The organism is Caballeronia insecticola, from assembly GCF_000402035.1.
GTDB lineage: Bacteria > Pseudomonadota > Gammaproteobacteria > Burkholderiales > Burkholderiaceae > Caballeronia > Caballeronia insecticola.
The window spans coordinates 614,712-627,165 of the sequence record NC_021288.1 but is presented as its reverse complement, the minus strand read 5'-3'; the positions used below and the strand labels follow the sequence as shown (position 1 = coordinate 627,165).

General features: G+C 62.8%; 9 protein-coding genes and 1 pseudogene. 1 reads left to right on the top strand and 9 read right to left on the bottom strand.

The genetic code is table 11. The features are described 5' to 3' along the window. Positions 1-170: 170 nt before the first annotated feature. From BRPE64_RS23490 to BRPE64_RS23480, 3 genes are all read right to left on the bottom strand, one after another. Entirely contained in the window at positions 171-1,577 is a 1,407-nt protein-coding gene (locus BRPE64_RS23490; RefSeq protein WP_016347389.1) for a class II fumarate hydratase, read from the bottom strand. A 78-nt stretch (positions 1,578-1,655) separates the two neighbouring features. Further along, positions 1,656-3,071: a cation:dicarboxylate symporter family transporter gene (locus BRPE64_RS23485; RefSeq protein ID WP_044043131.1), complete on the bottom strand. Its 1,416-nt coding sequence runs from the start codon at positions 3,069-3,071 to the stop codon at positions 1,656-1,658. A 26-nt stretch (positions 3,072-3,097) separates the two neighbouring features. Next, on the bottom strand, positions 3,098-4,468 hold the full coding sequence (locus tag BRPE64_RS23480) for a class-II fumarase/aspartase family protein (protein ID WP_044042920.1): 1,371 nt from the start codon (positions 4,466-4,468) through the stop codon (positions 3,098-3,100). Positions 4,469-4,620: 152 nt separating this feature from the next. Between BRPE64_RS23480 and BRPE64_RS23475 the strand changes: the two genes are divergently transcribed. After that, positions 4,621-5,352, top strand: coding sequence for a GntR family transcriptional regulator (locus tag BRPE64_RS23475; RefSeq protein WP_044042919.1), 732 nt, complete (start codon positions 4,621-4,623; stop codon positions 5,350-5,352). 374 nt (positions 5,353-5,726) lie between these two features. Here BRPE64_RS23475 and BRPE64_RS32440 read toward each other — a convergent pair whose 3' ends face one another. The 6 genes and pseudogenes from BRPE64_RS32440 to BRPE64_RS23455 form a co-directional block, all read right to left on the bottom strand. Then, positions 5,727-6,011 (bottom strand): hypothetical protein, encoded by a 285-nt coding sequence (locus BRPE64_RS32440; protein WP_084675843.1) that lies wholly within the window; start codon positions 6,009-6,011, stop codon positions 5,727-5,729. Between the two features lie 434 nt (positions 6,012-6,445). Further along, positions 6,446-6,571, bottom strand: a pseudogene (locus BRPE64_RS33800) (3-keto-5-aminohexanoate cleavage protein); the annotation flags it as partial. Positions 6,572-6,612: 41 nt separating this feature from the next. Continuing rightward, complete coding sequence (locus BRPE64_RS23470) at positions 6,613-8,706, bottom strand: HlyD family efflux transporter periplasmic adaptor subunit (RefSeq protein WP_044042918.1); 2,094 nt, start codon at positions 8,704-8,706, stop codon at positions 6,613-6,615. Further along, complete coding sequence (locus tag BRPE64_RS23465) at positions 8,706-10,055, bottom strand: efflux RND transporter periplasmic adaptor subunit (RefSeq protein ID WP_016347384.1); 1,350 nt, start codon at positions 10,053-10,055, stop codon at positions 8,706-8,708. The genes BRPE64_RS23470 and BRPE64_RS23465 overlap by 1 nt, the downstream gene beginning before the upstream one ends. A 10-nt stretch (positions 10,056-10,065) precedes the next feature. Next, positions 10,066-10,830 carry an efflux RND transporter periplasmic adaptor subunit gene (locus BRPE64_RS23460; RefSeq protein ID WP_044043129.1) on the bottom strand — a complete coding sequence of 255 codons (765 nt, stop codon included), beginning with the start codon at positions 10,828-10,830 and terminating at the stop codon, positions 10,066-10,068. Next, positions 10,811-12,439, bottom strand: coding sequence for a TolC family protein (locus BRPE64_RS23455; RefSeq protein WP_084675810.1), 1,629 nt, complete (start codon positions 12,437-12,439; stop codon positions 10,811-10,813). The genes BRPE64_RS23460 and BRPE64_RS23455 overlap by 20 nt, the downstream gene beginning before the upstream one ends. Positions 12,440-12,454 lie beyond the last annotated feature (15 nt).

Genomic DNA, 12,454 nt, shown 5'->3' with positions numbered 1-12,454 from the left:
CCCGTACTGCCATCTGCAGCAACCGGCTATTTCTTGCCGGTCGTCGGTACTGCATAGCCGCCATTCGAGCGGCTGATTCACTCTCGATATCTGACGTTCAAAGTCTCCGGCATCACGCGGCAAGCAACTTTTTGCTTCACCCGCGCCCGCCAGCGCGGACGAGCACCGATCTACCGCTTCGAAGCGCTACCGGCGGCGAGCGCGGCGGGATCGACAAGTCGGTCGTATTCATCGCCATCGAGAAATCCGAGCGCGACCGCTGCCTCGCGTGGCGTAACGCGGTCGCGAAACGCTCTTGCCGTAATCTGTGCAACGCGGTCGTAGCCGAGTATCGGATTGAGGGCAGTGACTGCGAGCAGCGATCGGTCAACGTTGCTCGCGAGTTGTTCTCGGTTCACTTCAATGCCACGTACCAGGCGCCTCGCAAAAATGTTGACTGAATCAGCGAGCACACGCAACGACTGCAGCAGGTTATAGACAAGTACCGGCTTGGCGACGTTCAGTTCGAAGTTTCCGGATGCGTTCGCCAGGGTGATCGTCTGGTGGTTACCGATAACCTGCAAACACGCCTGGACGAGCACTTCTGCGATCGTCGGATTGCGCTTTCCCGGCATGATCGAAGAAGTCAGTCCGTCATCGGGAATCAACAATTCGCCGAGACCACAGCGAGGACCGGAAGCGAGCAATCTGATGTCGTTCGCGATCTTCAGTAGCGACGTCGCGATCGTGTTCAACGCGCCCGATAGTTCCACTAGAGCATCATGAGCCGCCATGCCTTCGAACTTATGGGTACTCGGGACAAACGACAAACCGGTAACGTCTGCGAGCGCCGCACAAAAGAATGTGTCGAAGCCTTCAGGCGCGTTCAGCCCCGTGCCGGCAGCCGTGCCGCCTTGAGGCAGAATCAAGAGCCGGGGCAAGGCATCGTCGATACGAGCCAGTGCATTGGACAGTTGGCGCTCGAATGTTCCGAACGTTTGCCCCATGGTCATCGGCACAGCGTCCATCAAATGCGTGCGAGCGACCTTTACGACGTCGGCGAAGGCATGGCTGCGCTCAGCAAGCGCTGATCGAAGTTCTTCCAGCGCGGGCCGCAAACGTCCCCTCAACTCGATCGCGGCTGCCACGTGCATCACTGTCGGAAAGCTGTCGTTCGATGACTGCGAGCGGTTGACGTGATCATTGGGGTGCACCGGACTCTTGGTCCCGAGCGGTTGGCCGAATAACTCGTTTGCCCGGTTTGCGATGACCTCGTTGGCGTTCATGTTGGTTTGCGTGCCGGACCCCGTCTGCCAGATCGTCAAGGGAAAATGGTCGTCCCATCTTCCCTCGTGCAGCTCGAGCGCCGCCTTCTCGATCGCCGAGGCAATCTCTTGCGCGAGCACACCACACCGAACGTTGGCCTGCGCTGCCGCGCATTTTTGCAGACCGAACGCGCTTATCAGCACTGTCGGAAAGCGTTCTTCACCGATCTCAAATAAACCGAGGGCACGCTGCGTCTGTGCACCCCAGTATCGATCCGACGGAATCTCGACGGGACCGAATGCGTCATGTTCGATTCGCGATGGCGTGATCATAGAAAGTGGCACAGTCTCGAAAGTTTGAGTTGAGCGAGGCGCGACATCTCCGCGCGTTGTGGAGATGTCGCATTCGGATCAAGGCGCGTTCCGGGCGCTTTTGAGCGGGATACCGTGAGGATGCGGATTCGCGTCGCTCATGTCTTCGGGAAGCAGATTGCCGTCCGCGAGGCTTTCATCGGCCTGCGCGGTTTCAGGATAGCGCTCGGGATACAGATGTCGCTCCGCAATGCTTGCATCGAAGGTCCGCGACCATTTGGCGATCACGACCGTGGCGAGGCTATTGCCAATGGTATTGCAGGTGGCAATGGCCATCGACATGAAGCGGTACACGCCAAAGATCAGCGCAAGCCCTTCGACGGGAAGAATGCCCGTCGAAGTGACCGTAGCCGCAAATACGACGAACGATCCGCCCGACACCGTGGCCGCGCCTTTCGACGTCAACAGCATCAGCAGCAGAATGCCGATCTGATGATCCAGCGTGATAGGCACGCCGTACGCATGCGCGATGAACATCACGCCCATCGACATGAAGATCGATGTACCGTCGAGATTGAACGCATAGCCGGTCGGCAACACGAGACCGACGGTCTGCTTCGCGCAACCGAGACGTTCGAGCTTGATCAGAAGACGCGGCAGGGCGCTCTCGGACGAAGCCGTGCCGAGCACGATGAAAATCTCGTCCTTGATATAACGCAGAAAGCGCCACAGGCTGAAGCCCGCGAGCTTCGCGATCACGCCCATCACCACGACGATGAACAGCACGACGACCGCATAGAAGCTCAGCACGAGCTGCGCGAGCGCGATCAGCACGGCCGTGCCGTTGCTTCCCACCGAGAATGCGATCGCACCAAGCGTTCCGAGCGGCGCGAACTTCATCACGAGATTGATGAACGAGAAGAGCACTTCGGAAATGAGATCCAGCCCTTCGTTGATGCGCACACGGCGGCGCTCGGGAATCGCGAGAATGCCGATGCCGACCATCACCGCGAGCACAACCACTTGCAGCAACTCGCCCTTCGCAAACGCGCCGACGAAGTTGTCCGGCACGATATGCATGACGAACTCGGTGAAGCCTTGTGGCGTGGCCTTGGACGCCGCCGTGGGCACAGCGCCGACCGTTACGCCAGTCATGCCTTTACCGATTTGCAGCAGGTTGCCCGCGAGAAGGCCGAAGGCGAGCGCGAGTGTCGAGACGACTTCGAAATAGACGATCGAGCGCCAGCCGACGCGCCCCGCGCTCTTCACGTCGCCCGCCGAAGCGATGCCATGCACGATCGTCAGGAACACGAGCGGCGCGACGCCTGCCTTGATGAGCGCGAGAAAGATATCGCCCAGCACCTTGAGTTGCGCGCCGAACTTCGGGAACAACAAGCCGACCACAATGCCGATCGCGAGCGCCAGAAGCACCTGCATGCCGAGCTTGCGATACCACGGCAGTTTTTTCTTCGCCGCGACTAAAGCGCCGTCGTGTGATGCGTGTTCGTTTTGCATCGCGTGCTCCTCCATGTTCTGTAGGTTCAGATTTCGCTCGACAGCGCGATGGCGCGGTCCACCATCTGCGGCGCGAGGCCGAGATAGTTGGCGGGATCGGTCATGCGGTCGATCGCGGCACGATCGAAGTGCTTCGTGACTTCGGGCAGTGCGGCGAGCGCTTGCGCGAGCGTGCCGCCTTGCTCGTTCACCGTGCGGCAGGCGTCATACACAATGTCGTGCGCCTGCTGACGTCCGGTGTAGGGCGCCATGCCCATCATCACGGCTTCCGCGACGATCAAACCCTTGCTGATGCCGAGGTTGTGCTTCATGCGCGCTTCATCGACGATGAGACCGCCGAGCGCGAACTTCGCCTGATGCAACGCGCCCGCCGTGAGGATGAAGCTTTCGGGAATCGCGATCCATTCCGCATGCCACGGACCGGTGGCGCGCTCGAAGTCCTGAATCATGGCGTCGACCATCAGGCCGGCGTGCTGTCGCACGGCTTTCGCTGCGGCGAGCATGAGTTCGCTCGAGATCGGATTGCGCTTCTGCGGCATCGTGCTGCTCGCGCCGCGTCCCTTGACGAAGGGCTCGTAGACTTCCGCGAATTCGGTCGACGCCATGATCATGATGTCGAGCGCGATCTTGCCGAGCGAGCCCGTAACGAGCGCGAGCAAATTCACGGCTTCGGCGAAACCGTCGCGCGCAACGTGCCATGTCGTCGCGGGCACGCCGAGCTTCAGCTCCTCGGCGAGCGCTTTTTGCACTTCGAAGCCCTTGTCGTCGAGCGATGCGAGCGTGCCCGCCGCGCCCGCGAATTCGACGACGGCCACGCGTTCGCGCATCTGCGCGAGGCGTTCCTGATGACGATCGAACATCGCGAGCCAGATGGCGACCTTGTAGCCGAACGTCACCGGCAATGCTTGCTGCAAGTGTGTGCGGCCGGCCATCGGCGTGTCGCGATGCTTCTTCGCCAGCGTCGCGAGAATCGTGCGCAGTTCGCGGATATCGCCATCGATCGATTCGAGCGCGTCGCGTACTTGCAGCGCGACCGCCGTGTCCATGATGTCCTGTGTCGTCGCGCCCCAATGCACGTAGCGGCCCGCGTCCCCGCACATCTCGACCAGTTGATGCACCAGCGGCAGGATCGGATAACCGACGATATCGGTCTCTTCACGCATGTGATCGAAATCGATGCGCTCGATCGTCGACTCACGCGCGATCACGTCGGCCGCATCGGCCGGAATCACGCCCACGCGCGCTTCTGCCTTCGCCAACGCAACCTCGACGTCGATATAGCGTTGAACCAGCGCGTGATCGGAAAACAGCGCGCGCATCTTGGCGGTTCCGAAGGCGTCGCGAAACAGGATGGAATCGACCACGGTGCTGGCCATCGGAACGGTGACATGTGTCATTGCGACCTCGAAAATATCGAACTGTAGGGGCGGACCAAGCAAAAAATGGCTTCAATAAGTCCGGACATATTCAGGTTATTATGTTCGAACATGTTGAGGCAAGCTATGATTTACCCGTAGCCAAAGAACAAGACACTCTCAGAGACAGGACAATGAATCGACCCCACTTCGCGGAGATCGCGCGCGAACTCACTGAAGCGATTGCTTCCGGGCGTTATCCCGTTGGCACTGTCCTTCCGACCGAGCTGGAACTGCGGGATCACTACCGCACGAGTCGCCATACGGTGCGCGCGGCGCTGCACGAGCTTCAGCAACTGGGGCTGGTTTCACGTCGCAAGAACGCGGGAACGCGTGTCGAGTCGGCGCGCCCGCGGAATGAATTCCGGCCGACGCTTGCCTCCGTGGACGATCTGGCCCAGTTCGGAGCCGAGCACTTGCGGCTCATGCAATCGACAGACGTGATCGCTGCGGACCGCGATCTCGCCGGGACGCTGCAATGCGCGGAAGGGACGCGGTTTCTGCGCATTTCGAGCCTGCGCATCGATGGCGGAAACGCTCGCACGCCGGTGGGATGGACGGACGTGTACATCGCGCCCGAGTATGCGAACGTGGCGGATACCGCACGCGAGCAGCCCGACCGCCTGATCAGCGACTTGATCGAGGAGCGCTACGGGCACAGCATCGCGGAGATCCAGCAGGGGATTCAGGCGGTGCTGGTGTCGGAGGAGATGGCAAAGCGGCTGCGCGTGGAGCAGGGGACGGCGGCGCTCGAGATCGTTCGGCGCTATCTCGACGCGGAGGGAAAGAGTTTCGAGGTATCGGTCAGCGTTCACCCCGCCGCGCGATTTTCAGTTGCGATGCGGCTCAAACGCTCGAATGGCTGACGCATTTGATGGTCGGTCATTTGATGGTCGGTCACATCTCGGGATTCGCACGATCGACAATTGGCGAGGCAACTGCTGTCGCCCTGCTGTCCCACACAGCGTCGCTCGAAGGTGTTTCCACATCCGATACCGGCCGTTCAATATCTCAGTGTGACCGGGGGATACGGGTCGACTACGGAAGTTCAAGGTCCCGAGCGCTCCGAAGCGCTGTGTTTCGACATCGCACTTTCCGGCTTCGAACAGGTCCGGTCATCCGCCTCAACCCACTTGCGGACCGCCGAGCCGCTGGCGTCACTCCAATCGTCGATCCGTCGACGTTTCGGTACTCGCAGCGGCCCATCGAGGTGAACGTGACGCTGGCTGCCCACCAGTCGTCAATTGCAACCGTGACTATTAGCGGTCCGGTAGCAGTTTTTTCCGCCGGGGCCGTGAACCACGCCTTTGCCGTTCTTCGTCTGAGCTTCGCCGCCCCGGTTGGTTTGTGTCGTATGCACTCCATTCTGGTTCGTCTGCGACGTCCAGGCCGTACCGGTGTTCCGGTTATAGCCGCCGGCCGACTGCCCGTTGCCGCAGACGGTCTCGCCACGGGCGTTCGTCGCACATTCTGCAAACGCATTCGTGGACAGCATTACGCATGCCAGTAATATCAGTGTCTTCATGAACATTTACTCCCTAGGGCTGCGGCAGCCGATGTACTCGCCGCGCCAATTGAGTCTTCGCCTAGGGCGCTGGCCAGCATCGCAAACTGGCTGCATGGGATTTCGTTTAGGTCTTACCGGACCAGTTTTCTTCCTCAAGGTAGCATTCATTCCAGCCAATTCCGGGTGAACGGCAGGCGATGCGATCGAACTTAACTGAACTGAACTGAACTGCACTGCGCAGGAGCTTTGCGGGTTCATCAGTGGATTTGCAGCCCTAAATTTGATATCCGATGAACGGTGGCCATAGGCCGTACGGCGCGGCAGACGTGCCAGCACGAGTAACCGTTGCACCTTTCTGCCGTGTTCCAATGGTACGCCGTTACGAGGGGTCCAGGCGCCTGAAACGCATGGCGCCGCAGCATCGACTTCATACGATGTGGGAGCAGTTAAATTCAGGCTGGTTTTCGCGGAAAGCCCTGATTTCCACCGTTACGGTTCGGAGCAAAACCGTTGGCAAGAAGCGTCTCGTCTGCTGTTTCGTAAAACACGCCGATCTTCACGATCTCGCGCGCTTGCCGATCATGTCGACCGGCAACACATTCAAGTCTGTCGTGCCACATCAAAACCCGCTCTGCCGAATCAACGCGCCGAGCACATGCGTGCCGCCTTCGATCAGCAGACTTCGGCGCGCGCCGTCGATCTGCAATTGACCGCGCGTTTCCCACAAGTTGACGGGCGGCGCATCGAGCGCGACGAGAACATGGAACAGCGCCGGATTGGGAATCAGCGCGCCACGCTCCGACGACACGGCAAGCGGCCCCTTGTAGCGCGACGCGAGCATCGGATGATCGAGCTGGCGCACGCGCGTGGTGTCGATGGCGAGCACGCGCCCCGCAATCGGCGCGACCTGTCCGACCGGATAGAAGCGCGCCGTGTCGCCGATAGCAATGCGCTGAACCTCGTCCTGTTTGACGAAGGCGTCGACCTGCCAGCTACGCGGATCGATCAGCACGCCCACTGGCATCTTCGGATTGATCCATTGCCCGGCGCGCCATTGCGGATCGACGTCGGTCCATAGGCCCGCGAACGGCGCGCGCAAGCTCAGCCGCGCGATCTCCGAGTGCGCCGCGGCGGTTTCCTCGTACTGCACGCGCAAACGCTCGCGCACCGAGGTCTGCTGGTCGAGCCCGTTCGCATCGGCGATGAGACCCGCGAGCCGACCCTCGTAGCCGCGAATGCCGGCTTCGCTGCGGCGCATGCGCGCGGCGATATCGGGTTCGTCCATCTCCATCAGCGTCGCGTCGGAATCCACCGGGCCGGCTGGCCGAATCGTCTGGATGCGCGCGGGAAACGGCACGAACACGCGCAATACGTGTTCGGCTCGCGCGACGCCATCCGCGTGAATCTGCGTGCGCCAGGGCAGCGCGAGCAACACGAGCGCGGCCGCGACGAACATCGCGAGCACGAGTCGACGCCCATGCGTCACGCGCCGACGATTCGCCCACCAGTAGCCAAGCTCGCGCCACACCGGCAGCGCGATGAACCAGCTCACTTCCACGACAAACAGCAGAATGCCGAGCAGCTTGAAGAAGAACAGATACACGGTAATCGCGATGCCGAGAAACAGCACGAGCCGATAAAGCCACGTCACGAACTCGAACGCGATCAGCAGACGCCGCTGCGTAACGCCGAACGGTTCGGGCCATGGATCGTCGAGGCCGGGAATCGCGCGGCGCAGGCTCACGCGCGCGAGTGCGGACGCGCGAAAATGCAGGTTCGGAAAATCGAGCAGATCCGACAAAATGAAGTACCCGTCAAAGCGCATGAACGGACTCGCGTTGAGCGCGAGCGAGAGCACCCAACTGGTCGTCGCGAGATAGAGGAACGCGTTGCGCAGCGGGCCCGGATCGCTCAACGCCCAGCACAGCGTCGAGAGGCCCGCGAGCGACAGTTCGCACAGAATGCCCGCCGACGCAATCGCGAGCCGCTGGCGCGCGCGCTTGAGCTTCCAGCTTTCGCCGGTGTCGGTGTAGAGCATCGGCCATAGCACGACGAACGCCACGCCCATATGCGCGACCTTCAAGCCGAGCCGCGTCGCGACGATCGCATGCGCCATCTCGTGCAACGTCTTCGCGACGATCAACGCAAGCGCAAAACTCAGCATGCCTTCGACGGAGAACGATTCGACCACGGCTTTCGTGAACACATCCCATTGCTGAAGCACGAGCACGATGCCGACGACGCTCGCAATCACGACGATAATCGGCGTGGCCGGCGTGAAGAGCCAGTCGAGGCGCTTGGCAAGCCACGCGAGAAAGCGTTGCGGGCGCACCAGCGGAATGCGAAAGAACAGATAGTGATGCAGCCACCAGCGCCACGTGAACCACTGCGCGCGCCGGGCGTTGCGCAGGCGGGCGAGCGTGTCGGGCGTCGGCTTGAGCAGTCCATGCCGTTCGAGGAACGCCCGGAACGCGATCACCTGTTCGATCACGGGCCGCAGCGCCGTCTCCCGTTCGATCTCGCTGCATATCTGCGCGGGCGGCCTGTCCCAGCGCAGCAGACATTCGAACTCCAGCCAGCCGATGCGATAAAACCGGTTCACGACGATATCCTGAATCACCCACGCGGGCTCGCCATTCCTTCCCGGCGATGCTTCCGAGAGGCGCAGGTCGTCGCGCAGGGCGGGCGAGGGCGCGTCGGGATCGATGTTCATCACAGTCCCGTCCAGGCGCGCAGCGCGGCGAGCGGGCGTCGCAGCAGATAGTACGCAAGGCTCACCGGCCGGCCGTACAGCTTCGCGGTGCCGTGCAGGCCGAGCCGCGCATGCTCGCGTGCGTTCGCGTCGTCATCGACGCTTGCGAGCAGCCGGTACGCGACGATGTCATCCTCCGTCGTCTTCGCTTCGTAGCTCGTCTCGACGATGCGTCCGTGCAGCGGCGCAAGCGGCCACGCGGTTAGATAGAGCGTGACTTCGTCGCCGGGATCGAGTGCGATGGCGTCCGCGACGGCGAGATGGATCAGGATCGCGGGCTTGCCCGGATCGGCGAGTTGCAGAATGCGTTCGCCGGTCACGACGGGCTTGCCGATCCAGTCGTTCGGGTCGCTGAACACCGCCACGCCGCTTTCCGGCGCGAAAACGCGCGTGCGTTGCAACTGCGCGGTCACCGCGGCGAGTTCCGCGCGGCGCTGTTCCGCGACGCCGTTCAGCACGGTCAGTTCGTTCTTGCTCTGCGCATTGTCGAAGGCGCGCTGGCTCGCGGCGGTGAGTTCGGCATCGGCGACGGCGACCTGTCTTTGCAATACGTCGACACGGCTTTTTAGGGAGGTTTCGTCGAGCGAGAAGAGCAGCGCGCCCGCACCGACGCGCTGATTGGGCCGCACGGCGAGCGAGGCGATGACGCCGTCGATCGGCGAGCTGATGATGCGCGCGTTGCCCGAGACGACTTCCGCGGGCGCGAGCACCGTTTGCCGCACCGGAATGAACAGCACCAGCGCGACGGCCGCGCACGTGACGAGCACTTGACGGCGCGACGGCCGCCAGCCGAAGCGCAAACTGCGGCGCGTGAGCGACCACCAGCAGTAGCCCCACGTCCTGACCGTGCCGCGCAGCACGGCGGCGAAGGCTTCGGCGGGCGGATCGTCCAGCAGCACGAACAGCAGCGCGAGCCGTTTGCCGTTCGGCGCATGCACCGGCACGCACCAGACGCCCTTCGGCCACCATTCGGCCCAGCCATCGGCGATATCGGGCGGCGGATCGACGGCGTCGCGGGCGAACCACTGCGGTTCGTCGCCGGCAAGCTGCGCCGCGATCCACGCGCTCGCGCGCCCGAGCCAGACGAGGTAAGGCGAATCCTCGGCGGGCGCGGCGAGACCGGACGCGCACACGAGTTCGCAATGCTTGCCGCGATCGGCGAACACGAGCGCCTGTCGAAAGGGCTGCACCGCGTGCAGATCGTTGGCCATCGTGAACGCGAGCGCGTCGACCGATTCGGCCGCCATCGCGCGCTCGCGCAGCGCGTCCAGATAGAGCAGCAGCGGCGCGGGCGGAAAGGGTTCGTTCATCGCGGTTCGTTCATGGATTCGCCGGAATCCTTGCGACGCCGCTCATGCCCGCGACGAGGTCCTGCGGCGCGCCGTCGAGTTGCGCTTCGAGTTCGACCGTCTGCGCGACCGCATCGACACGCGCGTTGACCGCGCTCACGTGCGCCGGATACGTCTTGCCGGTTTCGTGGATGGTGATGTCGAGCCGGGTGCCCGAGCGCAGCCTGACGAGCAGCGCGGACGGCACGTTCAGCCGCACCTTGAGTGCGCCGTCGCTGACCAGATCGACGATAGGCGTGCCCGCGCTGACGGTCTGATACGGCTTGACATACACCTTCGCGATACGTCCGCTGAACGGTGCGATCACCTGGCAATAGCCGAGTTGCGCTTTCGCCAGCGAGAGCGCGCCCTTGGCTTTTTCGACATCGGTGGACGCCATGGCAACCTCGATGTCGCCCGCGGCCTTCAGTTCGCGCAGGCTGCGCTTGGCCGCGAGATTCTGCGTGGCCATGTTGAGTTCCGCCTTCGCGACGCTCGCGCGCGCCTGCACTTCGGCGCAGTTCATCTGCGCGATCACGGCGTTCTTCGCGATCGTCTTGCCGAGCGACGCGCGCAAATCGGTGACGGTGCCGTTCATCTCGCTCGACAGCGTGGTTTCGAGACTGGGCGCAAGCAGCACGCGGATCGCGTTGGGATCGTCGAGATTTTCGCCTGCGGGTTTTGCGGCGTGCGCCCATGGCAGCGCGAAAAGCAAAAGCGCCGCAAGGAGAAAGCGTTCAGCGCACGGATATCGCATCGCTCGCTCCGGCAGGGTGGGCGCCAACCGGTTGCTCGATCGAAGGCGCGGGCGGCGACATCTGTCCGAACGGCGCGAGCGGCGCCGCCGAATCGGGGGCGGGAAGCCTCGGCAGATATTCTTCCTGCCGCGTCATCGTGCGCTTGATTTCGAGCGCGAGCGTATCGACATCGTCTTTCGCGATGGCATCGGGCATGACGTCGTAGCCGAGCGAGTTGTAGAGCCGTCCCCACGCCGACTGGCAGTCGGAATACGCCGCCTCGCGGAGATAGCGCGACAGCAGATAACGCCCTTCGGCGCGGATCACTTCCAGCTCGGACCCGATCGACGCCGTGCGGGCCGCGTTGGCGTAGTCGAGCAGATCGTGATCGACACGCAGGCTGTCGTCGGCGAAGCTCAGTTCCTGCAACGCGAGTTGATAGCGCAGCGAACCGATGCGCACCTGCGTGAGAATCGCCATCGAAAGCGCCATGCGCCGCAGGTTGTCGGTTTGCTCCTGCGAGACCGCCTGCTCGTTCAGCGCGGGCAGTTGCAGCAGGCGGAACAGGTTCAGCGACACGCGCACGCCTACCGCCGCCCAGTAGTTGTTGTAGAGATACGTGTTGGAGTCGTAGTTCACGTTCATGTCGATGCCGATGTTCGGCCACAACTGAGCCTTGGCGATCTTGATGTCGTTCTCGTTGACCCGCTTGCGATACCACTCCTCCATGATTTCCGGGCGATTCTGCAACGCGATCAGTTCGAGCGTCGGCTGCGGCGTGGACAGCGGCGGCAGCGGCAGCGCGCCGTCGTTGGTATCGGCGAGCACGAGCGGCGTGCCGGGCGGCAGCGACATCAGCGCGACCAGTTCGGCCTGCGCGAATTCCAGATCCTGCCGGCGCACGGTCAGGAGCGAAATGGCGTCGAGCAGCGCGCGCTGATAGGCGAGCACGTCCTGCCGCGGCATGAGCCCCTTGTCCTGCGCCTCGTGCGCATTGCGCAGCGCGGACTGGGTACGCGCGATCAACTGATCGACCTCGGGTTTCAGGCGCTGCGCGGACAGCGCGCGCCAGTAGGCATTGCGCACGTCCTGAAGCACGTTCTGCGCGACCTTGCGGCGGCGCTCCTCGGCCATCAGCATTTGATCCGACCGTTGCTGCGTGCGGTAGTACGCCATGCCGAAGTCGATCAGGTTCCACGTCATGCCGAGCGACACGAGTTCGTGATAGCGCTGCTCGGATGTGGACGGCCGCAAGCTCACCTGCCGATCCTCGATGCCGATCGACGTGCCGCCCGAGTCGTTACTGCGATACGAATAACCCGCCGACGCCACGAGTTGCGGCAAGAGCGCGTTGGTCGAGACATCGCGCAGATTCGCGGCGAGCGCGCTTTCCATCAGCTTGAGGCGGTAGTCGAGGTTGTACTTCAACGCCCGCGCGGAGGCTTGATAGAACGTGATGGGGCCTTTGACCGGCTCCTGCGCGTCGTACATGGCGAGCTGGTCCGTGACCACGCGGTCGCGGATCTGGTCGGTCGTCGCAGGTTGCGGCTGAAGCGACGAGCAGCCCGCGAGGACGCACAGTGCAAGGGCCGCCGAGGCTCCGGACAGATGCGGCTGATGTCGTGGCATGGCGCGAATCCTCGT